A 24,285-nucleotide genomic window follows, 5' to 3' on the forward strand; every position below is an offset into this window, starting at 1 on the left:
CGAAATAGTATAATTAAGCGTATTTAACTTATTTCGTAAGAGGTGCTGAGTTTGTTTAAAAAGAAAATATTAGTTGGACATTCAGAAGATGCTTTCCCGGCAATTATCGAACACTTAAAGAGAAGTAGCGTTCCGTTTGAACTAGGGATCAAAGATATTTTAAGGCAATCGTCTGGAAGATTCCGCTCGAAAAAAATGATGAAGTATACATAGCGTTTTATACAGTCAAAGTTCGAAAAAAATATGAGGAACAAGTAAAAGCTATTGTTGAGCAGTATATGTCGCAAGAAGATGTGATGCAATGGTATAAAGTATCGAAAAAGAATGCTAGAAAATTAGAAAAGAAGGAAATGTCGTCTTTTTCAGTTGTGTCTGGTATAAACTACATAGCGATGACAATCATCCATCAAGGTAAGATTGATGGCGGGGGAATTGTTTCGTATATAGCTTGTGCGGTCATAATGATGACTGGTGCATTTTTGACGATAAGTAATTATAAGGAGATGCAAAAAGAATCGAGCTATTTTAGACTGATCGATATGGGATTGGCAATCATAGGTATTGGTGTGATGATTTATGCTGTTTCTTCTTTTTATCTTTACTTCGATAATATTCTCAGAAACATAAATATTTCTAGTGTTTTTTACCTTCTTTCCTTTAATCTTTTATTTACATATTCCGGTAATATAAAAATCAAACCCACTAGTATGAACCCTAAAGAATGTACTTATAATTCATAATTCATATGTATAGTATCATCTGCAAACTGACTAAATACCGGACCGCCTCGGCTACTCAGTCTGTGCATGAACAACTTAAAACTACCAGTTAAAAGAAAAATGTACCTATAATATAACCTGTATTCATAATGCTTGCATGACATTCTTCAAGGAAAAATCTCCTGAAATAAGTTAACTAACAACAAAATTTATGTTAACATATTATCAATCCAATTATTGGAGGTGTTTTTTTGACAGAAAAGAATAGAACATTACTTAGCTCGGTTAGTGGTTTGGCATTAGGTACAGTAGGAGGATATAGAATTTTTACAAACAACTTAGAAAGTATGTCAATGCTAGTAGCATATATTTTCTTTATTTGCGGTTTGATTGGTTTTATTTCTAGTGTTGTAAAGTTGTCTAGAATTTCTTGAACTTGCGTTGCTTTATTGCAACGCTTTTCTTATTACTATTGCACATTTTCTCTCAAGATTCTCTTAGCTTACCTACACAAATTAATAACCTCTTTTCCGGTTCTTTTTCACTGCCAATATTTCGGACATTCTTTAGTTGAAGTTTTTTTGAACGTCAGCTCAACACGTCATTCCGCTTCATCACTTACAGTTCACTTTTCTTTCTAAATCCCCTCGCATAGCAAGAGGGCTTCGTAGCATACAAAAAAGTCACTCATGTTTACTTATGAGTGACTAGACTATCGTGAGAGAAAACGAGCTAATTATTTTATACCCTTAAAAGCTTCAGTTTGCTCCTTAATTCCTTTTTCTGCAGCAAATCTTTCAATACTAGATGCACCAAAGAATCCAACAATTCCATCTACTCTTTCAATAATATAAGCAGCATCTTCCGGTTCTGCAATTGGACCTCCATGGCAAATCGCTAATATATCAGGATTTATAGACTTACCAGCATTAATAATTTTTCGGATTCGATCGACACAGTCATCTAAAGTTAATGAAGTTTGTGCACCAATCGTTCCTTTTGTTGTTAATCCCATGTGGGCCACTAAAATATCTGCACCCGCTTCAGCCATTTTCTTTGCTTGCTCCTCATCGAAAACATATGGAGTAGTTAGTAAATCTAATTTATGAGCTTCTCTAATCATATCTACTTCTAAATCATAGCCCATTCCTGTTTCCTCTAGATTTTGACGAAAAACACCGTCAATTAATCCAACTGTAGGAAAATTTTGAACGCCACTAAACCCTTGATCTTTCAGCTGCTTTAAGAAAACTCCCATCACTTTAAAAGGGTCTGTTCCATTAACACCTGCTAGTACTGGGGTATCCTTTACAACGGGTAATACCTCATTACCCATTTCAACAACAATTTGGTTAGCATCACCATATGATAATAAACCTGCTAGTGAACCACGACCAGCCATTCTATAACGACCCGAGTTATAGACAATCAACATGTCTGCTCCCCCAGCTTCACTACTTTTAGCTGTAATTCCTGTACCCGCGCCAACACCTAGAAGAATATTGCCTTTTTTAATTTCTTCTTTAAAACGATTCAATATTTCTTGTCTCTGTAACATAATCGTTGTCCCTCGCTTTATTTTCTATTAATTCAATCAATTTTTTCGCTGAAGCTAGTGCAAACTCTTCGCTATTTATATCCGCATTGATTTCAATCATTTCCACTTTATGTTGGTCAACCTTTTCTCTTAATGTATCAAATAACATGTTGTCTTCCTCTAAACCGTAGAAAGGCTGTCCTTCAACATCAAGACCTGAGAGCCCTTTTAACGGTAAAAGTAAAGCCGTGTACCCTTTAGCTAAAGCTAATTTTTCAGCAATCACTTCACCTATTTGCTTGTTCTCTTCAACAGATGTACGCATTAAAGTTACTGTCGGATTATGCTTATAAAATTTTCTTCCTACAAATTTATGAGGGACAGAATCAAATGGACCAAAGTTCACCATATCTATTGCACCCACTGATACAACTTGAGGAATTTGTTTTTTTGAAGCTGCCTCTAAACGATGCGGTCCAGCTTTCAATACACCCCCAATTAACTCATCTGCCCATTCAGTAGTTGTAATGTCAAGAACACCATCTATAAATCCATTAGCAATTAAATTCTCCATTGTACGACCACCAACACCCGTTGCATGGAAAATTAATACCTCATATCCTTTAGCTTCCAAGAAATCTTTAGCCTGATTAATACAAGGTGTTGTCACTCCAAACATAGTTGCGGCAATAAGAGGCTTCTTTTTCTCTATAGTTTTATTTTCAAAGTTAAGCATTCCTGCTATCGCAAATACTGCATTCGTAAATATTTTTGTCGAAATTACATTTAAACCAGCTACATCTACTACTGACGGAATCATCATAATGTCGCTAGTCCCTACATACGGCTCCGTATTGCCAGAAGCGACTGTTGAAACCATTACTTTTGGAACACCAATTGGTAATGCCCTCATGCCAGTTGTTACAATAGATGACCCTCCAGTGCCTCCAAAGGATAGTACACCGTCGAATTTACCTTCTTCATACAATTTCGGTAAAAGCACTTCCATCCCTTTTGCAAGAACTGCGGTTGCATTTGCTCGGTCTCCTTTCGCTGCAATTTCTTGTATATCTTCTCTAGCTGCAGCAGCTACTTCAGCATTTGATACATCAGGCTCAAATGCTGGAGTAAAAACACCTGTATGGATCGTAAAAGTATTAAAACCTAACGATTCTATCAACTCTTTTACATATAAATATTCTTTTCCTTTTGAATCAAATGTTCCAGCCAAAGCAATTGTTTTCATATCAACTCTCTCCCTTCTTGATCTTTAAAATCATATAAGAAAGCGGTTTCATTTATTACTCCATTTCATAATACCGTTTTCTTTTAGGTGAGTTAATGTGCTTTTGTTCTATAAAATTGTCTCTTTGTTATTTTTTATATAGTTTTGAGGTGATACACCTTTATATTTTTTGAATATTTTACTAAAGTGAGTATAATCGGGATAACCTACCATTTCGGCAATATTATTTAGTGGTAATTTTTCTAATTTTAATATTTCAATTGCCCTATTAAGTCGAAAGTTAATAAGATATTCTGTAAATGAAATACCCACTTCTTTTTTGAATAATGTGCTTAAATAAGAACGAGACAAATTTAATATTTCTGCCACTTCATTCAATGATATTTCATCCATATAATGTAAACTAATGTACTTCTTGATAAAATTAATATAATCAGCTTGACTTCCTAGACCATCAGTAATTTTACCGATTAAATCATCCAACTGAAAATCGTTCGTTTGCTTAAATGATTTCGTAATATGTATGAGAGCTTGTTCATTTGGAATCCTTTCAAACACAGAACCTCCGATATAACCCATAATAGTAGTATCATCATACATATATTGAACATCTATTGGTTTATTAACCGGGCCTCCATAAATCATTTTAATAATGTTAGGATTTAGTTCATTACATCTATTAAAAATATTTACCGCCAACCTTTTGGCAGCCTGTAAAGATAAAATCTTTTTAGCTCCAAGTGATCCGCCATTTGTTAAACCTAAGTGAACACAAATTATATCTGCACCGGCCTCTATCATACTTATTGCTTGTTCTTCGCTAAATACAAAGGCCACTGTAAACAGCCCTTTTTCATTAGCGATACGAATAGCTTCTACCTCTTTATCATAAGTAATCCCTTGTTCCTCTAAAGCTTCTCTAAAAAGCCCATCTACTAAACCTATACTTGGATAATTATTAATGCCCGAAAATCCTCTTTGCTTAATTAAATCGATATAACTATCTAATTCAATTGTTGGATCTGTAGCACATAAACCAAAACAAACTGGAATTTTTTTGATCATAGGAATGATCTCTTTACTTGCAAAATCCATTACTACATCATTACTATTTGCATATGGTAAGAAACCAGCTAATGAACTTACACCCATTAATCTGAATCGTCCTGAATTTAGAGCTAAAATAAAATCTGCGCCGCCTTGTTCTGCATATTTAACCGTCATTCCAGAACCAGCAGCAACACCTAAAATATATTTATTTTTATTAATTTGTTTTCTTATATTATTTTTTATTTCATATTTATTATTTAGCTTGTCCTCCATATAATTTTCACCTCTACTAATACATTGTTTACTACGGATTTCCTAACTTTTAAAATGCGGCAAAAATCACTAGTATTTAATTCAAAACTCTTCTTAAATGGCAGTATAGTTCAGCTTTTAGAACTAATAAAAACCCTCACTTAAATCTCCCATAATCTCTTTACATCGACCAATTCTTGCCCATCGAATTCCATTCTGTATATGTCTGGCTTTGTTGTATGTAATAAAAAGTTCAGATCGTATTTACTATCATAAAACCGCATCATTAAAGTCATAACTGCACCATGTGTGCCAATTACTACTTTCTGTCCTTGATATGTATTTAATATTTCTTTTAAAACATTTATAGCACGTTTCTGGCAGTCAGCATTTGACTCACCTCCCTCTAAAGCATAGGTTGGGTCAGAAAATGACTTTTCTAATAAAGGGAATAATTCCTTGTCAGATATTCGCTTATCACCAACAATAAATGTTTGCTCTTTAAGGTCTTCAAATACAATTACTTCTTTTGCTATTTGTTCAGCTACTTTCTGAACAGTTAAGATTGAACGACTATACGGACTAGAGATAACAGTATCAATTCTCTCTTTTTTTAGAATATCAGTTATTCGTTGTGCGTCTATTCTACCTTTTTCAGTTAATTGTCTCGTTCTCTCATTTCCGTCTTTCGGTGAATCTCCATGTCGTACCATATATATGAATGTTTTCATAATGCCTCCTATAGTGCTTGAGTCTTTGAATCATTTATGAAACGAAACTAAAAATCAATATTGCTCGGAAGAACTTCTACTGTTCGACTTCTGATATCGGTAAGACTGTTGAATATTTAACTTCTCGTAAAGATAAATTCGTTTGAATTCGGGAAATGCCCAGTCTATTTAATTTTCTTATAAAGCGATCTAATTCTTTTCGATCTCGAATAACAACCTTTAAAAGATAATCATACTCTCCTGTTAAACAATGACATTCTAATATTTCCGGCATTATTTTTAAGGCCTTTTCCAAAGCTTCTAATTCCTTAGCTTGATGAATATTTGTACTCATGAATACATAGCACAGTAAATCGAATCCCAGTTTCTCTTGATTTAAAATGGCAACTTGTTTGTCAATAAACCCTTCACTTTCTAAACGTTTTATTCTTGTATGGGTTGCTGGTGGGGACAAATTCACCCGTCTCGCTATCTCTGCATTACTTATCTGGACCTCCCTCTGCAAAATATCTAGTAATTGGGTATCAATACTATCTAATAATTTTCTTTCAACATCTTTCATGCATTTTTCCCCCTTTTTTATATTCGAAATTTCAGCTTCATTCGGCACCGATTACTAATTATATTCTGAGAAAACCAGTTATTCTTATTGTTATTTTGTTTTTAGTTCATCACACAAAATATTATACAGTTAAAAAGGTAAAAATGTTATTATTCTTTTATCTAAAAAATCAATTATACATACGATAATCAAAGGAGAGATCGTGATTTGCCAAATGTTTATGTTTTATTAATGCTTTTAACTAGTTTACTTTGGGGAGGCAATTTTGTAGTTGCCAAATCCCTTGTTGATCATGCATCTCCGTTAACATTGACGAGCTTAAGATGGCTCATTGCCGTCGCTGCGCTTCTTCCAATGGTATGGTGGAAAGAAAAAAGATTGCTTCCCTCTCGAAATGCCCTCCTACCTTTATTGTTAATGGGCGTTACAGGTGTGGTATTATTCAATATCTTTCAATTTTTAGCATTGGAAAGAACTACGTCGACGAATGTTGGCTTTATTTCAACTTTAAATACAATTTCAATTGCGATTTTTTCAATTGTTTTTCTAAAGGAAAAGATGAATATACTTCAAGCACTTTCAATGCTACTTTCGTTGTTCGGTGTTCTACTCGTACTTTCGAAGGGCAATATCAGCCAATTATTGTCTTTCCATTTTAATTTGGGTGATTTATGGATGCTTGCAGCTGTATGTGTATGGGGAATTTATTCTGTTTGTAATAAATGGGCAATGAAAACTACCTCGCCACTAATGTCAACTTTGTATTCAGGAATATTTGGACTTCTTATCCTATTGCCATTTAACCTTAGGGATTTTACCGTTTCTAATGTTAATCATTCTTTTATACTATCGCTTTTATATACAGGGTTTATTTCCACTGTCGTTTGTATGGTACTTTGGGGCATTGGAATTCAAAAATTAGGGGCTACAACATCCGGTGTTTTCCTTAATTTCAATCCGATTTTCACTGCACTTCTAGCGCTTTTATTTTTAGGAGAGAGCATATCTTGGAAGCAAGGGATCGGGGGATTGATTGTTATTATTGGATGTTTTTTATTTTCGCATTTTAAAACAAAAACCAATCAATTAAAAAAAATACCACTTCAAGTCTAGGTCATTTATAAATAAGAAGTTCCCGAACCTTGCTTTGGGAACTTTTTTGTATTGAACAACCTTTATTGAATGAAAACGTCTATGAAAGATATAGAGAAAAAATTGAGGTGACATTATGCGATTTATTTTTAATAAGATAACACTTTTCAGCATAATTTTTTTATCATTTTGTTCAATAGTAATTGGATATATATTACAAACAATCCTTATCCCTTTACAAGATATTAATTCTATAAGTAGTAAAGAGCTATTGGAATTTCAAAAAGAATATGCAATAAATTATCCCTTAGGAAAAGGGCTACTCTATCTAGGTCTATTTCTGATGATTTTAGTCATAATTCTATTCATTATTAAGTTAAAAAACTTAAAATATAATAATCAAAATTCCGATGTTTAACTCAACCACAATAAAAAAAGTATTATGTAAAGGCGTATGAACACAGTTGCTATAAGCCTTTTTGGAATTTTGCAGAAAAACGCTGCTGGTGCACTGTCTAAATAAAACCATGTATATATAGACCATTTCTTAATTGTAAAAGCGCATTATTATGACGAGACTCTTATTAAAACTACCTGCACCGTAAGCTTAAGAGGGGATTGCTCTTATCGACAAATCACCTCTTAAGCTTACGTGTAGCGTGAAAATAGGCACATTTACACATCACCTAAGTCTTCAATTTGTTCCGGTTTCTTCCCCACAATTTCCTTTACGATCCTATATTATACATAACGTTTCAGTGAACTCTGTCTTTTTGGTTTAATATTTCGCGAATCGAATAATTAATTAAAGCCCCCATTAGTTAAAGAAGAACACAAAATTAAGATTCTACTTTTTTTATCATTTTGAAATTGGTCAATTTAACACCCTCTCGTTCAACAGTTTGTGAACAAATAGTATTGTAACCTCTGTGTTCAAAAAAATGTTTAGCTGTAATACTTGCATCTGTTTCGATTTTAAATAGATTTAATTTTTTCGCTTCGTCTTCTAGTTTATCAACTAAAGCCATAGCTATACCTTGACCTTGAAAATCTTTATGAATATACAGTCTATCTAGGTGCCCGCTATGCGTCATATCACAAAAGCCTACTACTTTATCATTAATTTTTGCGACATAAGATATGTTCTGACCTAATGAAATCTTCCAAGCATCTATCTTTAACTCTTTTTCTTCCTTTGGTGCCCAAGCATCTAATTCTGTTTGTGAATAATCTTTTAAATTAATTGAATGAACTGTTTCATAGAACAAAGAAACAATTTCTTCAATGTCAGCTTCCTCAAATTTCATAATATTCATTTCCCCATATACCTCTCTGCATTAAGATAAGTATATTTTATCATCAAAGTCCATATTTCACTAAACTACATCGTTAGTTCAATAACAATTACTCAGCTCTTTCGTAAATGTAAAAAAAATAAGGGTATGGATTTTCTTCATCAGTAATCCCTTTTTGTACATAAATTTCATTCCATTTTGCAAAGTCTAATTCTGGAAAGAATGTATCCCCTTCAAATTCAAAATCAATTCTTGTAACGTACAGTTTATTAGCATATGGCAAGAACAATTTATAAATTTGTTCACCACCAAAAATGAAAATTTCTTTTTCATCTTCACACATTTTAAATACATCATCAGTAGAATGCCCAATTTCGCAGCCTTCAACAGAATAGTTCATATCTCTTGTTAAAATAATGTTTCTTCTTCTAGGTAATGCTCTTCCAATAGATTCAAGTTTTTTCTGCCAATGATAAGCGAATGTCCTAAAGTAGTTTTCTTTACATACTGCAATTCTTTTGGCAATTTCCATGGTAGCTTATTATCTTTACCAATAACCCTATTGTTGTCCATAGCTACAATAAGTGAAATAATCAATATCTTCACAGCCTTTATTTCTGGTTTTAATCCATTTTAACTTGTTTTTCGTTGCTTTAATCAAGGACGTGGCGTTCTTAGCCCAAGTTCCTCTATTTCAGCGGAGGTTTGGACACCCGCTAAAAGAAATTAAAGTGAATTATATTTTTTCACTTCTAAAGGAATCGATATTATATATAAATCAATAGCATATGTAGTAATCGTAATCCCTTTACCTTTTTCAGTAAATTTTGCTTGAAGAAACCGCTCCGAAACTTTTCTTTTCCCCCATTTTTTAGGGAGCCATTCAAATCCTAAAATATAATATTTATCACCTTAAACAAATCAGAATGTAGTTCGCCCTAAATAATTCGCTTATTCTTTTGGAATTAATTTCATTGTAAAATAACAGTTAATTATTTTCAAAAAAGAATTATAACGCTGAGCTCGTTGCGTGTTCACTGTCTTGACAATATTATGTTTCACTAATGTGGCAAATGAATCTCCGTTCCCCTTTACCTGCGTACATGGTTTATACTTTAAATAAGGTGTATTAAGTACTAATTCCGGGTATTTACCTTTAGCGGCTGAAAATAAAATATACGAGGTGGAATGACTATGGAACATTGTTGCAGTAGCCTTAAAAATGAAAACACTAATATTTGTCCCTCTTGTAATAATAAAGCTAAAAATGTACAGCTAATAACTATTAAATCAATGATGAAACCATCTGTATTAGGATCAATAAACGCTATGGAAAATCACTATTTTTGTGCTACTAAAGATTGTCATGTCGTTTATTTTGATACGAGCAATAAGGAGTACCATTTATCTGATATAAAGGTAGATGTACATCAAAAGGATGATTCATTAAGTACACCGGTTTGTTATTGTTTTGATTGGACTAAAGAAAAAATTAAACAATATCTTGAAAATGAGCTTACGCCTAATCCATTAGAACATATTCGTGCAAATATAAAAGAAAACCGTTGTGGCTGTGAGGTAAACAATCCACAAGGTAGTTGTTGTTTAGGGAATGTTACTAAATATATAAAAGGTCTAGCTTAACCATCTTTCTTTAGTGGAAAAAAGTTATAAGTCGCGAGTCCTAAAAGCCTTTATAAAACAGGGCTTTTAGGACTTTTTTGAATCATTGTGAAGAGGCTACAGACGCCCCAAGGAAGCTTTGCTCTGTGCGAAAGCGAAGCGTCAGCAGCAAATGTTTTATCTGTGCGAAAGCGAAGCGTCAGCAGCAAAGCGCCCACACACTTCAAGTTTTTCAGCCAATTCTTAAGCAGTGATTTTTTGATGATTAACTAATAAATTTAAAATACTAAACATGCGGGTTGATTTCATTTCTTCTTCCTCTTTCAATGTTTCTATTACTGACTTATTCGTTATCTTTACCCTTCTTGTTCAGTCTTAGCGCTTTTCCAATAAGTGTTTGGTCCATTACATTTTAAAGTTGCATTTTTCGGTACCTGTTTCATTATTAGAAGAAGATTTAGTAAATCAACTGACGATCCCAATGAGTTTAGTATGATTAGGAACTTTAATGTCGTTGATAAAAGTCCAAATGCACTAAAAATTAGTGGGAAAATTATTGAAAGTATCATAAAAGGTGCAATCGTAATGAATATATATCTTGATTTCGATATCTCTTCTTCCGTAATGACAAAACCCCCGAATAGAGTAAGCCCTACAGAAGTTTTTTCTGATTTCATAAAATTAGGAATGAACATCAAATGAAGTAATTCGTGAATGATTAATAGTAAGACGATCCCCAAAATAACGCTTAAGTTAATGGTTATTGATATTCCACCAGATGTAAATCCAAAATCTCTCAAAGAGATACTAGAAAAAATATTTATTACCCCAATAGAGATCATTGAAGCGATAATCATTAAAGGGATAGATAACAATATAGCACTAGTTAAATTTTTAGGTTCTTTCATTGGAATCCAGCCATTGTTAATTAAGTCTTCATGTAAATTTGGGTTACTTTTTGGTAATTTGTTTAGTATTTTCATTTAACCTCTCCATTCCATTTTTACGATCTATTGTTTTTAATAATTTCACTTAATTTGAAAATCCCTTCCTTCATTTCATCGAGTGAAGCATACCCATAGGAGATTCGTATAAATTGTCCTGTTTTTTCAGCATAAATGCTACCGGGATTTAGAAGAATATTGTCGGATAATGCTTTCTCAAATAGCCTTTTTACTTTAAACTCAGGCTTTATTTTCACCCATATGAACAAACCACCATTTGGGATGTCCCACGATGCGTAAGGACTCAAATATTTATCCAGTGCATCTAAAGCAACTTTTCTACGAACCTTAAGTTGTTCTCTTACTTTATCAAGGTGATCATCATAGAAATTACTAGATAACCACTCCGCAGCAACGAGTTGTGAAAGAGTACTTGATCCATAATCGGATTGCATTTTTAAATCTGCTAATCGATTGATGACTGACTCCGAGCCAACTATCCAACCAATTCGTAATCCTGGACTAAGGGTTTTCGATAAACTTCCAACATATAACACATTTCCGTAAAGGTCCATTGCTTTCAGTGGTTTAGGTGGTGGGGTGTCAATCCATAAATCACGGTACACATCATCTTCTATAACTGGCAGCTGCTCTCTTTCACAATAGGCAATTAATTTCTCTCGTCTCTCTTCTTGCATTAAGGCGCCTGTTGGATTGTGAAAGGTTGGAATCGTATATAAAATATTTTTTCCTTTTTCCTTCGTCGGATAAATTGAATCGATGATAATCCCCTCATTGTCCATCGCTAATCCTTGCAACTCCATACCCGCAGACTCAAAAACAGTCAACGAATAAAGATAGGACGGCATCTCTAGCAATACCGTAGAACCTCTTTTTAGTAGTCCAATTGAAATTAAATGTAAAGCTTGGAGCGCACCAGAAACAACGAGAATGGACGACGGAGACGCTTCGACCCCTCTTACCTTTAAATAGTCACTAATGGCTTGCCGTAATTTTATATTTCCTTTTGGCTCTTCATAGCCAAAAGAGGTTAATTGATTCGATACCTTTTGAACAATGACTTTCATCTCTTCTAAAGGGAACATCTCTGGTGATAGCTCCCCTTTACTCAATTGAATAAGATTCGTATTCGATTCCGCTTCGTTAATCTCCTGCACCATAGATACACTGGGTTTATGAATGCCTAAAGTGACATTTTCATTCCAGTTAGTCGAGGATTTCGCCCCCATCAAAGTCCAAGTATTATTGGTGACGACTGTTTCCTTCCCTGCTTTACCTTCTAGTAACCCATCTGCCATTAGTTCCTCTAATGCCGTTATGACTGTACTACGATTAACCTCAAACTGTTTTGCCAAATTACGTTGACTTGGTATGGGACTTCCGATCGCCCACTCCCCTTTAGCAATTTTTTCTTTTATAAAATCAATAATCAATTGATATTTTGGTTTTTTCATATGTACGCTCTTTTCTATACTGGTTGGTTTTTTTTATTTTAACCTGTTGGAGAAATTTTACCAAAATCCTATTAATATTGAAATCATAAATTTAATTGGTTGGATAACGAGGTGTATTCATGTTAAAAACATTAGATCTTAAGATTATTTCCGCTCATTTCATAACAATCATTTTATGGGCATCAGCTTTTCCAGGAATTCGAGTGGCATTAACGGCCTATTCACCTGAGCATATTTCACTTTTACGATTATTAGTCGGCTCATTCGTCTTAATAATCATAGCAGTTATTACAAAAACTCCTTTGCCTGCGTTAAAAGATATCCCCATTATTTTATTACTTGGCTTTTTAGGTTTCACCGTGTACCAAGTAGCACTAAATTATGGAGAACAAACGATTAGTGCCGGGGTTGCAAGTTTACTTGTTTCCACAACTCCTATATTCACTGCTTTGTTAGCTGTATTCTTTTATCGTGAGAAGCTTGGATTATGGGGATGGCTTGGTTCACTTGTTGGTTTTTGTGGTGTAGCATTTATTACAATAGGTGGTTCAACTGAAGGATTTTCTTTTAATACTGGGATTATTATCGTTTTAATAGCATCTCTTTCAGAAAGTATTTACTTTGTTTTTCAACATCGTTATCTAGAAAAATACGGCGCTATCCCCTTTACGATGTACGCCATTTGGTCAGGTACTATTTTTATGTTACTATTCTCACCTGGCCTAAGTGAAGCAATAATGGATGCCCCGTTAAATGCAACATTAGTCATTTTGTATCTTGGAATTTTTCCAACAATCATTCCTTATTTTACACTAGCTTATGTTACTTCGCGAACAGGAGCAGCTGAAGCAACAAGTACGCTTTATTTAACCTCTGTTTTTGCATTTCTTATCGCATGGATTTGGCTTGGTGAGGTTCCGCATTTTTCTGCCATAACAGGTGGTTTGATTACTTTAGTAGGTGTATTTATTGCAAATATAAAGAAAGAAGATATTATGAAAGATGATAAGAATGCGCAGCGTTTACACTAACTGGCTCGATCGCATAATCTTATGTCTCAGTATAATTGCGTCCGGAATGGCTGAAAGAAGTTAAAGTCTATTAGACTCGCTAATCAATAGACTGTTGACAACCTTTTTAGAAGTATTTACTAAGTGCTCACATAACAAGTAGTGCAGTTCAATCCACACAAATAGAAAACCGAGTACTCAAATTTTTATGAGTTAACTCGGTTTCACTTTAGTTTAATTCACTTTTCACCTGCAAAGCAAACTGTTCAATGGCTTCTCTATCCTGATAGATTGTAATACCAATACCAGAACGAGTACATCTATGTGAATAAAATTCTCCTGCATCTATCCAAAATTGAAATTGATAAATCTTTTCGTCAACTAGCTCGCTTTTATTCTCCTGGAGTGAAAATGAAAACGCAGGTTCCGTTGAGTCCCATACACCGACCCTTAAAATTTCATCCCAATTATTTAAAATCAGTATAGATAAAGTTTCAAGGTCACTCCGTAGAACGGGAAATTTAAAATCCAATTGATGTGCACCACAATTGAGGATAATCTTTATATCACTTGAAATAGAATCACTTTCTATATTTAATAATTCAAGACTTACTTTTGAAGCACCATATGATCTATCATATAAAGTGGCCATTTCTACCTCCTAATGAATTACATATGAAAGAAAGGACTTACCTAACTTAAAAAGGATTGTTGACCAATACGATTACTCTCAAATCGTACAATAAAAACCTTCACTATTGATGTGAAAGGCAATTATCGATTTATATACGAAAAAAACTCACTTGAAATAAAAATCCATCGCGTTTTGATAAAGAATTTTCTCAGCTGACTTTGCATCAAACAATTCTTGAATTAGTTCAATATCTGCATAAGCAAAAGGTCTTTTTGCTCGTGTGGACGGTAAGTCTGTGCCGAACATTAACGCCTCTGGATTAACAGCTTGAATTGATTTCAAAGCTTGTTCTACATCGAGCTCTACACGACCAAAACCAGTCGCCTTTACTCGTACACCTTTTTCTACTAGGCGCAACAAATGAGGTAAGCCTTCCTCAGATAACCCTAAATGATCAATTGAAATCGCTGGTAATTTTTCAATCGTTGGTGTAATTTCAGGCAAATCTTTTGCATCGATATATAATTCACTATGCCAACCAGCTAAATCATAGACACGTCTCGCAAAGTAATCGAGCTTCGTTAAATCTTCGGAACCGCCACGTTTCACATTGAATCGTAGTGCGCGAACACCTTTTTTATGTAAATCCATAATCTTATCATCTGTCACCGCAAATGGTAGCTGTGTAACTCCACAATATGTAGATTCCATTTTCTCTAAAGCATTCACTAAATAAGCTTGGTCAAATCCTTGAAAAGAACCTGAAACAATTGCACCACCGACAATATTATAAGTCGCTGTTTCTTTTTGGTAATCCTCTACAACATAGCTAGGTGGTACATATCCTTGATTTTCAGTAATAGGGTAATCAAAATCAATAATGTGAAAATGTGCATCAAAAATTCTCATCTTACCGCCTCCTTTCTTTTACGTTATCAAACAAAGAATATAAAGTAAATTTATGATGTTTTATATAAATACATAAGTTTTCCTTATCATCAGCCCGTTCGAATCTTAAAAGTCTTACAAAAATCCCCTCAGTATCACAAATATCGTGAGCCAAAATGAAAGTCAAATATCATTTAGCTACATTAAAATTTAGTACCTTATAAGAGATACTTTAAAGCATTACTCCCAGATGTAATTAACGCTAGCAAACCCGCAGCCAGTATCCATATTGCATAGGGACTCTCTTCTTGTCTTCTCTTGCTTATCCAAAATAATATCATGCTAATTAATAATAAAACCACACCCAGAACTGCCCCTGTAATAATACCTATAATCATTCCCATTTCTTGTTGCCTTCTTTCTTTACATTTTTTATTGTAAACACCAATATTAATTACTAAAACTCTTCGATTTCGATAGTCTTTTGATTCTGCTTTACTTTACTCTAAATTACATTGCATCTACATTTTCAATATTACGAATACCTATGTACGCAATAATTACTCCAATTGCTGCAAGTCCTAATTGCAGTGGAATGAAGGTTACTAATGATATTTCTGGGTTATAAGCGCAAGCAATTGCCACCACAAGTAAAGATGAACCAATTGTAGCCGGAACTGAATGGTTACGCATCCCAAAATACAATGGAATTAAGCTTGTTCCTGTTGCCGCAATAGCAAAAGGAACTATGTTTATGACTTCTCCAATAAACTGGTTTGCAGTTATTGTAAATGGAACGAAAGGAAAATAAATATTAATGATCGAAAAAAGACCAGCTACAACGATATTTGACAACATCATAGTCATTAAGATTAAAAAAGCGATCAAGGCCAGTTTACTAGCAATCAATTTCTTACGACTAACCGGATAAGTGAACATAATCAAAATTGTTCTGTTTTTATACTCTTCAATAACTAGTTTTGCAATTAATACAGAGGCAAACACAATAAACGTTGCCCTCACACTTGCACCAATTAGTACATAAACATCTTCATATGTTGAAATGGGTATATCCCCTTCTCTTTGTGCTATATAAACTACGAAACACACTACTGCAGTTATAATGATGTTTGCAATAATCGCACCTTTTACATACCAACCTAAGTTATATTTCTTCATTTCCAACTTCAGTAATTGTAGCATAGAACCATCTCTCCTTATTGCATGATAATATAAACAATACTCATTATGTTGAATATTGGTAGACCATAACTATTCTTGTATTTATCAATTATTAAACGTATAGCTAAAATAATAGTCACTGTTGTTTTGATAAGAATATTCAATAATGGCATTAGTCCGCTCCCATCTTTAAATCCCCACGACACAAGTTCAACAGGATAGGAGGCCGCCACAAAACAAATGATTATTTCTATAAAATAGTTAGATAATCGATATTTTTTCCATCCTAGTTCCATCGATTTAAGCATGGATTTTCTCTCCGTTCGTTTATTTAAGAAATACTTCCAAAAGAGCTATGTTTTTTAAGAGTATCTGATATTAATTAATATCCTTTTAGCACTCTTAATCCGTAATAGAATTTCCCCCTTTCATGTACTTTAATTGTACGAATCGATCATCTCTTTTTTCTTACTCATTCCTTACAAAATTATTAATTGTAATAAACTAATACAATTGGTAAGCAGTTCTAACTTTGCTGATTTAATTTGTTGGAAAATCTGAAAAAGAAAATTTGATTCGTTTTAAAGCGAGAGAAACGATATAATAAAAAAATACCCGGCTCAATTTAATGAGTACCTGGTATCTTGGGTTTACCTTATGACATTGAAAAGTTTACATTTATTGAATAGCACGTCGTTCTGAATAAAGCATTTGGAGTCGAGTTATTTGTTAAGACAGAAGTATTTAAATTTCTTTACCCAATTCAAAATGATTATGTATTCTCTATTAGGCTTTTACCTGAGTATTAGTAGCAATATAAACACCTACCAGCACCATCACCATCCCAACGATTTGTATCAATATAATTGAGCTGCCGTACGCAATAACTGCAAGTAATGTTGCGACTATAGGCGTTAAGTTTAAATACAAGCTTGCTTTACTAGCTCCTAAGCTCTCTACACCTTTGTTAAAAATAACATAGCCGATCAATGTCCCACAAACGACCATATAAAACATTTCAATCCAACTTTGAACCGACATATTAACTACTTGATCCCAACCACCTTCAAATACCGTGCTAATCGCTAGGAAAACAGCACCAGATAACATCATAATAGTATTCGATAGCATTACTGGTATACCTTTAAGAATTGATTCACCTATTAATGCATAAATAACTCCGCATAAAAGTGCCCCGACAAAAAGAATATCTCCTAAGTTAAAAGAAAGAGAAAAAAAATCAGAAAGCGACCCTTTGACAATAACAATAATTACTCCAATCATCGATAAAGCTAAACCTGTTCCAGATTTGTTACTCCATTTTTCTTTACCTAATAAGACTGCCCCTAACATAGTGAATGCAGGCATCGCAGCTATAATTAACGCACCATTTGTTGCTGAAGTATACTTCAATGCCGTGAAGAAAAGAGCATTGTAACCGAAAATTCCGATAAAGCCAATAAATAATAAGCCTTTCCATTGATTTCTGATTACTTGCCACTGCCATTCTTTCTTAATTGTTATGAATGTAACGAGTATTATTCCTGTTATGCCAAAACGTAGTGTAGCTGCAACAAGTGGTGGAACTTCCGTAATGACATGCTTCGCTGTCGCGAAGGCCCCACCCCAAAACAAAGGAACGAGCAGCATTAATAAATACATATTTCTCGATTGATTTTTGTTCTTATTCCCCATGATTTAAATCCTCCTAAACATTCGAATAACGTTTGTGTGTTTAAGTTTTTAAACATACGAACATTGTTTTGTAAAAAAGAACAAATCAATAGCTTTGCTCAATAGTTTGAATTAGCTCTTTGATTTGTTTTAGAAACTCGTTAGAACTCAATGAATAATATTTTTCATTCCCATTTCGGTTAAAAGTAACTAAACCTGCTTGTCTTAAAATTTTCAAATGATGGGAAACGGCTGGTCTAGAAAGCTCTATTCTTTCTGTTAATTGATTTACATTCAGGCTATCATGTGTGAGTAATAGCATGATAATTTGTTGACGATTTTCATCACCAAGTGCTTGGAAAATGGGGGTTGATAATTTAAATTTTTCTAAAACTTGTTCTTTGTTATTGCAATTAAAATTCTCCATAATTCCCACCCCTATGTTTAAATTTTTAAACATATTTAATTTAAATTAAAAAACATAATTTGTCAAGATACTCTTTATTTACTCTATGAAACCCTTTTAGAAAACTATTTCCAAATGGTTACAGCAATACAGCTTTTTAAAGCTCCATTCATCAAAAAAAGCTAGGCTCACAAAAGATTTGTGAATACCTAGCCGTTTTTATGCGTGTTCATTTGTTAACCATGACATAACTAGGTTACCACATCATTCTCAACAAATTCTGAACAAATCATGAAATTCTCTATTTTTTGGTCTTATAATGTATATTTGTTTTACTACGACAAATGACATCGAGAGTGCCTTCTATTCATTTAGCTTTCAAGTCACAATGCATTTTTACTCATTACTTTCAACCTTCAGCCTTTTAGATGGATATTTTATAGCACTTTATTTTTCTATAAAATACGTATCGTACTCTTCCTTCAACACATAACCTAACTTTTCAGCTAACTTAACTGACGGAGAATTTGCCCCATCCCAGTTCGGGTAAATTCGTTGCTCTAAACAGTCTAAAATTAGCGATGCAGCTGTTGCCGCCGCCAAACCTTTACGCTGGTGTCTTTCGTCAGTTGCAATTTCAATTTCAATGCCAGCATCGTATATACTAAAAGAAGTTGCACCGCAAACTGGAACATCTTTACACGTAACACAATAGCCAATTCCACGCGCCAAAAAGTCATCATGTGACTCAAACTGACTGAAAAAATCTTCAGAAAGTGTTGAAAATGAAGAGTTATTGATAATTGTGGCATTTATTTTTTGTAGCTTATATTCTTCTGGTAAATCATTAATCAATTGTGTTAATTTCTCATGATTAAAATGGGTCTTGTCTCTATTAAATCGATAGCGCTTAAATTTATGTGCCTGTTCTTTGTATTCAAGCTCAATACTATTTTTCCATTCATCCGTATTTACAATAACTAATGGATAGTCCGGTAAATTGTGTAATAATTCCTTGGTACCTGGTACACCTGCATCTCCTGCATAAAAAACAAATATACCTACAATAATTTGAGCTACCTTCGGATTTTCTAAACTATCAACATAAGCAGTTCCCATATGCCCTTGTAAATACGACTGAACTAATGTATCCTCTACACTTTCAAATATCTTAGTTACGTGTTCTATTACTGGCCCTTTTACCTCATAAATCATACATAATATGCTCCCTTATACGTTTTTTGTACATAATAAAAAACCTCGTGTTCTGCCCTTCAGCAGTCACAAGGTTTCATCCACGTTTAAGAGAGTATACGTCTAGTTTACAACGTACACAAACAGTGAGGGAAATTGGACAAACTGAATGGCAAGAACTTGTTTACACGTTTGTTTGACATTACCCATCACCCTCTTCCTTCATTTTTTTCTAGTATATAGGAAAAATATAAAAAAGTCAATTGACCTAACATTTTTTAAGTCCCTAAATTTAGCAGATGGAATATTAAATCTATGCGTTGTAGCCATCTTACCATCATAGTTTTTTTCTTGTATTTACTTTTTTTAATGTTTGAGCTCTTCGACCATACTCGAAAGCTTCATGAGCGTTTTCCAATTACGGACAGTTGCTGGAATCTCAAGCTTTTTCAAATTATTAGCGAGTTTGGAGTTTCGAATGCTGTCATGAAATAAAAGATACACATTTCTTCCATCAATTACACTAAGTTCTCTTTCATTTGAATAGGATAAAAACTGGTCACTATTGACCTTCGAAGGAGTTGCCGGTAACAAAGCAACATGCAAGCATTCCCCCTTACATGATTGCTCCGCTTCTGAAATGTCCTGATCTGAAAAAGGGGATTGATTTACGATCTGCTGTATTTCCTCTGCTGTCCTAATGACAACAACACTAGAGATCCCAAAATCCTCTTTAATTTTATCGTGAATTTTCGTTTGCAAAAGTTCTTCAGTTTCGTCTGATTCAAAAAGGATGTTTCCACTTTGGATATAAGTCTTTACATTATGTAATCCTAGATACTCAAGAGAACTTCTTAATTCTGCCATGATTATTTTATTGTGCCCGCCTACATTAATTCCTCTAAGTAGTGCAATATATATAGTCATACAAACCACCCTTTCCATTTATAATTTATTTACTAATAATAGTTACATCCTTATATTGCTTCAAAGGCTTATCCTCTAGAAAATCAATAATCATTTCATTAAAAATATCTCGGCGCATCGTACTTAATGGGTCGAATGCATTTCTGAATAATGCTAGTTTTGCATTTTGAATATGGTTAAAAATAGTTCGGGATCCTTTCCCTTCATCAACGCCTGTTATAACTTTTCCTTCGCCACCCATTACAAGCGTACTTGACTTTATTCTATGCAATTGATCAGTATGAGTTGGAAATGGTGCTTTTTTCATTGCAAGCAGCATCTTCTTATCAATCGAAAATGACTCTCTTAATATCCGTTGTGTATAGAGATCCTCCTTATAAAATTTCATCATAATATTTATTATTGTACTGTATGGAAGCAGACTAAATATAAAATTTGAAATCGACAGTACCCAGCCTGCAGCAATTGTGGGCATCTCACTATAACTATTAGAGACCACGAGCTTATCTACGTATGTTGGGTATTTCATTGCAAGTAGAGTAGACAATTGACCGCCTTGCGATACACCGATTACATGAATTTTGCTAATTCCAAGTACATCTAAAAAACATTTTATATCCTCCACAATAATATGATGATCATATTTATTATTCGGGAATTCCTTTGTCGTATCACCATGTCCTCTATAATCTGGCATAAGCATTTGATAGCGTGAAGAGAATGCTTCAAATTGAGGTTCCCACATCTTCCATGATGCTCCGCTCCCGTGTAAAAACAAAATGGGCGTCCCTTGACCTTTGATTTCGTAATGGATTGTGATACTGTTCACATTAACTTTTGGCATAAAGACTCCTCCTACTTTGTATTACTACCCTTTCTCTCTTCCCACTGAACTAAAATTTGCTCCGTCTGTTGGATCACAAATTCAAAAAACTCGATACTCTCATCGATGGTTGATACAGCTTGCTCCCCAAGAACTAATTTTTTTGCTCTACGCAAATATTGTGCCATCATTGCACCTTGGGCAATGCTCGTATGCAAAGTCGATGTCCATGCATCTGAATGCAACTGATAAAAATCTCGCTTGCTACCGGGAATCCCTACTTTACGAAATAAAGAAATCTGAACACCTTGTCTAACGGACAATGATGCCATACCTTTGCTTATTTGCAAGTCATTCACCATGTCGTCAAGTGATTTGGGAGCACCTGATATCAACAAATATCCCCATATTTTACCTAGTGACCTTGCACCACCTGTGGACTCAATATAAGTACCAAAATCCTCAATTAATACCTTTTGCTCGTCGTTTAATAGTATGCCTTTCATAGTACACCTCGTATCGTTTAGTATGTTTAATATATATTAAACATACTGAATGCAATTTGTAAATTAAATGAATGCATTTCAAATAGAAAATAAAGCGAAACCTTACCAAAACCTATTCCACTTTACATTAAGGTGCAATGGGACGATAACTTAAAAGATGGAGAGGATACACCAATCATATCACCCGCTTATTAGGACTTAATTTTAAGGACCACAGGAAGAAGTTTTGAAGTGAAAGAGCTATTTTGCGTCAGAAATATCGAGTCAAAGACTTACCCTCTACTAAATCGAATGAACAAAAGTATCTTTTCAGGGAAATCGTTGATAAAAAAGGAAGAACCCATTACAGAAACACTCAATAGAAATAAGTTATCACTGAAACGAAGATTAGCCACAATAGAAGTGGAAAACCAAAAACTAAAAAAGATAATGCAATCTTACTTGGAAAACTAGCAAATGACCCATTTGGAAACGAACAAATTAATATATCGAACGATGAAGTTCCATTCTAATAAACTCTAGTAAAAAGAAACATTGTTAACGGCTGAAAAGAGACAGCTCTTGTACTGTCTCTTTTGTTCAACTAAACCACCTGTTTGTTTAAGTGTAATGTTTCACATAATAATCATTATATTAATAGTATAGATAAACAATTGCTTAAAATTAGTAACATATTTCGGCGCAATCAGTAACATATTATTTCAGATTAGTTTCTAAAACATAACCATTGTTCCAAGTACCTATAAGTAGTAATTCATCATTTTTACTAAATTCTGCGAAACAAGCATAAGAAAATGTTTCAACTAAAATAACCTGTAAATCCTCAGAACGTACAATCAGAACCTTTTTACTATAAGCTAATACAATGAATAAGCCATTATCAGACAGATGGATGTGTGTGAAGTACCCGATATCATCTAATTTTTCATCCTTTAATAGATTTTTTCTCATCAATATTTTATTGAATTCCGCATTCACTATGATTAAGTTATTTTTTTCCACTAAAATATATACCCGATAAACTGGGTTATAAATCAATGTATCCCAAAAAAGCTCGTCTGGAAAGCAAATCAATGAAGTATAAAATGTACCATTTTTTTCAGTGACTTTTAGTATTTTAAGTTCATGATATAGTTCATTTTCAAAAGCTATTGTAAATAGATGCGCATTTTCACTTTGTATATGATGATGGTAACTCATATATCTGATAGGCTCTTCGAAATTAGTCAAGATATTAATTTCTCCATTTTCTGTATTGATAGAAGCTAATTGAATATCTGCTTTTATTCTTATTTCATCAAGAATAATAAAGGGGTTAGTAGTTAAAGCAAAATTCCCTTCAGTCAGATGTATAGCTTTATTCGATTGAAATATAGCAACTAAACTAAATTCAGTCGTTTCATAAACATACACCGTACCAGTAGTTCTTTTAATAAATAGATATTTATCATCAGCAGAGAATTTTATCTCACCAGGATTTTTAGGTTTAGGAATCTCCACCACTTTCTCCCAAGAAATAGTGTTATAAACAATCGTCTTTCCGCCCATTGTATGACATAATAGTTGATAATCATTTGAAAGACATAGCTGAAACGAAGTTTAGAATTTTTTAATGGTGTTCAATTTAAACATTATGTAGAAAACCCCTAAATAAATTATTTTATATAGAATCATCATAACACAACTATAATTCCCTCATTCCTTATTGCACTATCCTCTGTTTGTGGAATAAGAAAAGGAATTAAGAAGTAACAATTTCTACGTACAGACCATAAAAAAGAGCTTATATCTTTTATTACTTAGATATAAGCTTTTCTTATCAAGTCCGAAGGGATCAATGTATATTTAATTTTATCTGAGTGCCCTTGAATGTTCTTTTTTATCGATACGAATCATGTGTAGGTTGAAACAAGTCTTCTTCTGAATTTCTAACAACAGAAAAGTGTTCGACATTGTAATGACCATGAAGTGTATTGTTATGATGCTTGATAATTTGTTCTGCACTTAAAACATCACTGTCCGTTGTTGAATGCCCATCACCAACTAACGTGACATCCAAACCACTAATAGTCGCGGTTCTTACTGCACTATCGATACAGTGTTGTGTCGAACATCCCATCACAACAACATGTTTAATTTCTTGAGAATGTAAATGATTTAGCAGTTCAGTCCCATGGAAACAATTCGTTGCTTTTTTATCGAATATCTTCGCTTCCTTAGGTACGCTAATGCCATTATGAATACCGAACCCTGTCCCTTTACCTTCAGCAACATCAAGATCCCTTACAAAGACGACTGGAACATTGGATCTTCTTGCTTTGTCAATGACTAAATTTATATTTCTAATAAGCTGTTCCTTCTTAAAAACAGCCCTTTCTTTCTCATTACCATCCATTAATTCTTGCTGAGCATCAATAATAAGTAGTGCTTGATTCAAAAAATTTTCCCCTTTCAATTTGAGGAAACGCTATATAATTATTTTTTAGTTAGACGATTTCCCCTTTTTGTTTATCAC

27 protein-coding genes and 1 pseudogene are annotated in these 24,285 nt (G+C 33.7%); 6 read left to right on the top strand and 22 right to left on the bottom strand.

All coding sequences use genetic code 11. The features are described from left to right. Positions 1–51: 51 nt before the first annotated feature. From ABH966_RS16585 to ABH966_RS16595, 3 genes are all read left to right on the top strand, one after another. Entirely contained in the window at positions 52–213 is a 162-nt protein-coding gene (locus tag ABH966_RS16585) for a hypothetical protein (RefSeq protein ID WP_370080237.1), read from the top strand. A 65-nt stretch (positions 214–278) separates the two neighbouring features. Then, a complete protein-coding gene (locus ABH966_RS16590; RefSeq protein WP_370080239.1) occupies positions 279–740 on the top strand; it encodes a hypothetical protein in 462 nt (153 codons plus the stop codon). A 230-nt stretch (positions 741–970) separates the two neighbouring features. Next, positions 971–1,153, top strand: coding sequence for a hypothetical protein (locus ABH966_RS16595; RefSeq protein WP_370080241.1), 183 nt, complete (start codon positions 971–973; stop codon positions 1,151–1,153). 302 nt (positions 1,154–1,455) lie between these two features. Here the strand turns inward: ABH966_RS16595 and ABH966_RS16600 are convergent, their stop codons facing one another. The 5 genes from ABH966_RS16600 to ABH966_RS16620 all read right to left on the bottom strand — a co-directional run bounded on the left by ABH966_RS16600 (position 1,456) and on the right by ABH966_RS16620 (position 6,097). Next, entirely contained in the window at positions 1,456–2,277 is an 822-nt protein-coding gene (locus ABH966_RS16600) for a phosphoenolpyruvate hydrolase family protein (RefSeq protein WP_370080242.1), read from the bottom strand. Further along, positions 2,243–3,502 (bottom strand): Tm-1-like ATP-binding domain-containing protein, encoded by a 1,260-nt coding sequence (locus tag ABH966_RS16605; RefSeq protein WP_370080244.1) that lies wholly within the window; start codon positions 3,500–3,502, stop codon positions 2,243–2,245. The genes ABH966_RS16600 and ABH966_RS16605 overlap by 35 nt, the downstream gene beginning before the upstream one ends. Before the next feature lie 108 nt (positions 3,503–3,610). Continuing rightward, positions 3,611–4,825 (bottom strand): phosphoenolpyruvate hydrolase family protein, encoded by a 1,215-nt coding sequence (locus ABH966_RS16610; RefSeq protein WP_370080246.1) that lies wholly within the window; start codon positions 4,823–4,825, stop codon positions 3,611–3,613. A gap of 140 nt (positions 4,826–4,965) precedes the next feature. Next, positions 4,966–5,535 carry a histidine phosphatase family protein gene (locus ABH966_RS16615; protein WP_370080248.1) on the bottom strand — a complete coding sequence of 190 codons (570 nt, stop codon included), beginning with the start codon at positions 5,533–5,535 and terminating at the stop codon, positions 4,966–4,968. Between the two features lie 76 nt (positions 5,536–5,611). Then, positions 5,612–6,097 carry an Lrp/AsnC family transcriptional regulator gene (locus ABH966_RS16620; RefSeq protein ID WP_370080250.1) on the bottom strand — a complete coding sequence of 162 codons (486 nt, stop codon included), beginning with the start codon at positions 6,095–6,097 and terminating at the stop codon, positions 5,612–5,614. A 207-nt stretch (positions 6,098–6,304) separates the two neighbouring features. On the opposite strand from ABH966_RS16620, the gene ABH966_RS16625 reads away from it, so the two are divergent. Next, a complete protein-coding gene (locus ABH966_RS16625; protein WP_370080252.1) occupies positions 6,305–7,210 on the top strand; it encodes a DMT family transporter in 906 nt (301 codons plus the stop codon). A gap of 818 nt (positions 7,211–8,028) precedes the next feature. Here the strand turns inward: ABH966_RS16625 and ABH966_RS16630 are convergent. Together ABH966_RS16630 and ABH966_RS16635 are read right to left on the bottom strand one after the other, a co-directional pair. Continuing rightward, on the bottom strand, positions 8,029–8,505 hold the full coding sequence (locus ABH966_RS16630; RefSeq protein WP_370080254.1) for a GNAT family N-acetyltransferase: 477 nt from the start codon (positions 8,503–8,505) through the stop codon (positions 8,029–8,031). Positions 8,506–8,593: 88 nt separating this feature from the next. Further along, a pseudogene (locus ABH966_RS16635) lies at positions 8,594–9,081 on the bottom strand (dihydrofolate reductase). A 597-nt stretch (positions 9,082–9,678) separates the two neighbouring features. Here ABH966_RS16635 and ABH966_RS16640 point away from each other — a divergent pair. Next, the gene (locus ABH966_RS16640) at positions 9,679–10,128 is read left to right on the top strand and encodes a putative iron-sulfur cluster-binding metallochaperone (protein WP_370080317.1); all 450 of its coding nucleotides are present in this window, start codon (positions 9,679–9,681) and stop codon (positions 10,126–10,128) included. Positions 10,129–10,463: 335 nt separating this feature from the next. On the opposite strand, the gene ABH966_RS16645 is transcribed toward ABH966_RS16640, so the two are convergent. Both ABH966_RS16645 and ABH966_RS16650 read right to left on the bottom strand, forming a co-directional pair. Next, positions 10,464–11,090, bottom strand: coding sequence for a DUF3267 domain-containing protein (locus ABH966_RS16645; protein WP_370080256.1), 627 nt, complete (start codon positions 11,088–11,090; stop codon positions 10,464–10,466). 20 nt (positions 11,091–11,110) lie between these two features. Then, positions 11,111–12,526 (bottom strand): aminotransferase-like domain-containing protein, encoded by a 1,416-nt coding sequence (locus ABH966_RS16650; RefSeq protein WP_370080258.1) that lies wholly within the window; start codon positions 12,524–12,526, stop codon positions 11,111–11,113. Positions 12,527–12,645: 119 nt separating this feature from the next. Here ABH966_RS16650 and ABH966_RS16655 point away from each other — a divergent pair, with 119 nt between their 5' ends. Next, a complete protein-coding gene (locus ABH966_RS16655) occupies positions 12,646–13,557 on the top strand; it encodes a DMT family transporter (RefSeq protein WP_370080260.1) in 912 nt (303 codons plus the stop codon). Between the two features lie 208 nt (positions 13,558–13,765). On the opposite strand, the gene ABH966_RS16660 is transcribed toward ABH966_RS16655, so the two are convergent. From ABH966_RS16660 to ABH966_RS16720, 13 genes are all read right to left on the bottom strand, one after another. Continuing rightward, positions 13,766–14,188, bottom strand: coding sequence for a hypothetical protein (locus ABH966_RS16660; protein WP_370080262.1), 423 nt, complete (start codon positions 14,186–14,188; stop codon positions 13,766–13,768). Between the two features lie 147 nt (positions 14,189–14,335). Further along, positions 14,336–15,079, bottom strand: coding sequence for an amidohydrolase family protein (locus ABH966_RS16665; protein WP_370080264.1), 744 nt, complete (start codon positions 15,077–15,079; stop codon positions 14,336–14,338). Positions 15,080–15,276: 197 nt separating this feature from the next. Further along, positions 15,277–15,462 carry a hypothetical protein gene (locus ABH966_RS16670; RefSeq protein WP_370080266.1) on the bottom strand — a complete coding sequence of 62 codons (186 nt, stop codon included), beginning with the start codon at positions 15,460–15,462 and terminating at the stop codon, positions 15,277–15,279. Positions 15,463–15,568: 106 nt separating this feature from the next. Next, the gene (locus tag ABH966_RS16675; protein ID WP_370080268.1) at positions 15,569–16,261 is read right to left on the bottom strand and encodes an ABC transporter permease; all 693 of its coding nucleotides are present in this window, start codon (positions 16,259–16,261) and stop codon (positions 15,569–15,571) included. Positions 16,262–16,275: 14 nt separating this feature from the next. Further along, positions 16,276–16,548 (bottom strand): hypothetical protein, encoded by a 273-nt coding sequence (locus tag ABH966_RS16680; RefSeq protein WP_370080270.1) that lies wholly within the window; start codon positions 16,546–16,548, stop codon positions 16,276–16,278. 478 nt (positions 16,549–17,026) lie between these two features. Further along, entirely contained in the window at positions 17,027–17,935 is a 909-nt protein-coding gene (locus ABH966_RS16685) for a DMT family transporter (RefSeq protein WP_370080272.1), read from the bottom strand. 85 nt (positions 17,936–18,020) lie between these two features. After that, positions 18,021–18,341: an ArsR/SmtB family transcription factor gene (locus tag ABH966_RS16690; protein WP_370080274.1), complete on the bottom strand. Its 321-nt coding sequence runs from the start codon at positions 18,339–18,341 to the stop codon at positions 18,021–18,023. Between the two features lie 426 nt (positions 18,342–18,767). Continuing rightward, complete coding sequence (locus ABH966_RS16695) at positions 18,768–19,535, bottom strand: GNAT family N-acetyltransferase (protein WP_370080276.1); 768 nt, start codon at positions 19,533–19,535, stop codon at positions 18,768–18,770. 345 nt (positions 19,536–19,880) lie between these two features. After that, positions 19,881–20,441: a DUF1697 domain-containing protein gene (locus ABH966_RS16700; RefSeq protein ID WP_370080278.1), complete on the bottom strand. Its 561-nt coding sequence runs from the start codon at positions 20,439–20,441 to the stop codon at positions 19,881–19,883. Between the two features lie 25 nt (positions 20,442–20,466). Next, positions 20,467–21,285, bottom strand: coding sequence for an alpha/beta fold hydrolase (locus tag ABH966_RS16705; protein ID WP_370080280.1), 819 nt, complete (start codon positions 21,283–21,285; stop codon positions 20,467–20,469). A gap of 11 nt (positions 21,286–21,296) precedes the next feature. After that, entirely contained in the window at positions 21,297–21,770 is a 474-nt protein-coding gene (locus tag ABH966_RS16710) for a GbsR/MarR family transcriptional regulator (RefSeq protein WP_370080282.1), read from the bottom strand. A 696-nt stretch (positions 21,771–22,466) separates the two neighbouring features. Beyond that, positions 22,467–23,270, bottom strand: a complete 804-nt coding sequence (locus ABH966_RS16715; protein ID WP_370080284.1) for a hypothetical protein — start codon at positions 23,268–23,270, stop codon at positions 22,467–22,469. A 379-nt stretch (positions 23,271–23,649) separates the two neighbouring features. Next, complete coding sequence (locus ABH966_RS16720; protein WP_370080286.1) at positions 23,650–24,207, bottom strand: cysteine hydrolase family protein; 558 nt, start codon at positions 24,205–24,207, stop codon at positions 23,650–23,652. Between the last annotated feature and the right edge of the window lie 78 nt (positions 24,208–24,285).

The sequence above is a fragment of the Lysinibacillus sp. RC46 genome (genome assembly GCF_041262385.1).
GTDB lineage: Bacteria > Bacillota > Bacilli > Bacillales_A > Planococcaceae > Lysinibacillus.

What these genes read in the sequence shown, in the direction of transcription:
- ABH966_RS16590 (WP_370080239.1), top strand. Translation starts at nt 279, where the DNA reads ATGTCGCAAGAAGATGTGATGCAATGGTATAAAGTATCGAAAAAGAAT.
- ABH966_RS16600 (WP_370080242.1), bottom strand. Translation starts at nt 2,277, where the DNA reads ATGTTACAGAGACAAGAAATATTGAATCGTTTTAAAGAAGAAATTAAA.
- ABH966_RS16605 (WP_370080244.1), bottom strand. Translation starts at nt 3,502, where the DNA reads ATGAAAACAATTGCTTTGGCTGGAACATTTGATTCAAAAGGAAAAGAA.
- ABH966_RS16610 (WP_370080246.1), bottom strand. Translation starts at nt 4,825, where the DNA reads ATGGAGGACAAGCTAAATAATAAATATGAAATAAAAAATAATATAAGA.
- ABH966_RS16615 (WP_370080248.1), bottom strand. Translation starts at nt 5,535, where the DNA reads ATGAAAACATTCATATATATGGTACGACATGGAGATTCACCGAAAGAC.
- ABH966_RS16620 (WP_370080250.1), bottom strand. Translation starts at nt 6,097, where the DNA reads ATGAAAGATGTTGAAAGAAAATTATTAGATAGTATTGATACCCAATTA.
- ABH966_RS16630 (WP_370080254.1), bottom strand. Translation starts at nt 8,505, where the DNA reads ATGAATATTATGAAATTTGAGGAAGCTGACATTGAAGAAATTGTTTCT.
- ABH966_RS16640 (WP_370080317.1), top strand. Translation starts at nt 9,679, where the DNA reads ATGGAACATTGTTGCAGTAGCCTTAAAAATGAAAACACTAATATTTGT.
- ABH966_RS16645 (WP_370080256.1), bottom strand. Translation starts at nt 11,090, where the DNA reads ATGAAAATACTAAACAAATTACCAAAAAGTAACCCAAATTTACATGAA.
- ABH966_RS16650 (WP_370080258.1), bottom strand. Translation starts at nt 12,526, where the DNA reads ATGAAAAAACCAAAATATCAATTGATTATTGATTTTATAAAAGAAAAA.
- ABH966_RS16655 (WP_370080260.1), top strand. Translation starts at nt 12,646, where the DNA reads ATGTTAAAAACATTAGATCTTAAGATTATTTCCGCTCATTTCATAACA.
- ABH966_RS16660 (WP_370080262.1), bottom strand. Translation starts at nt 14,188, where the DNA reads ATGGCCACTTTATATGATAGATCATATGGTGCTTCAAAAGTAAGTCTT.
- ABH966_RS16665 (WP_370080264.1), bottom strand. Translation starts at nt 15,079, where the DNA reads ATGAGAATTTTTGATGCACATTTTCACATTATTGATTTTGATTACCCT.
- ABH966_RS16670 (WP_370080266.1), bottom strand. Translation starts at nt 15,462, where the DNA reads ATGGGAATGATTATAGGTATTATTACAGGGGCAGTTCTGGGTGTGGTT.
- ABH966_RS16675 (WP_370080268.1), bottom strand. Translation starts at nt 16,261, where the DNA reads ATGCTACAATTACTGAAGTTGGAAATGAAGAAATATAACTTAGGTTGG.
- ABH966_RS16680 (WP_370080270.1), bottom strand. Translation starts at nt 16,548, where the DNA reads ATGCTTAAATCGATGGAACTAGGATGGAAAAAATATCGATTATCTAAC.
- ABH966_RS16685 (WP_370080272.1), bottom strand. Translation starts at nt 17,935, where the DNA reads ATGGGGAATAAGAACAAAAATCAATCGAGAAATATGTATTTATTAATG.
- ABH966_RS16690 (WP_370080274.1), bottom strand. Translation starts at nt 18,341, where the DNA reads ATGGAGAATTTTAATTGCAATAACAAAGAACAAGTTTTAGAAAAATTT.
- ABH966_RS16695 (WP_370080276.1), bottom strand. Translation starts at nt 19,535, where the DNA reads ATGATTTATGAGGTAAAAGGGCCAGTAATAGAACACGTAACTAAGATA.
- ABH966_RS16700 (WP_370080278.1), bottom strand. Translation starts at nt 20,441, where the DNA reads ATGACTATATATATTGCACTACTTAGAGGAATTAATGTAGGCGGGCAC.
- ABH966_RS16705 (WP_370080280.1), bottom strand. Translation starts at nt 21,285, where the DNA reads ATGCCAAAAGTTAATGTGAACAGTATCACAATCCATTACGAAATCAAA.
- ABH966_RS16710 (WP_370080282.1), bottom strand. Translation starts at nt 21,770, where the DNA reads ATGAAAGGCATACTATTAAACGACGAGCAAAAGGTATTAATTGAGGAT.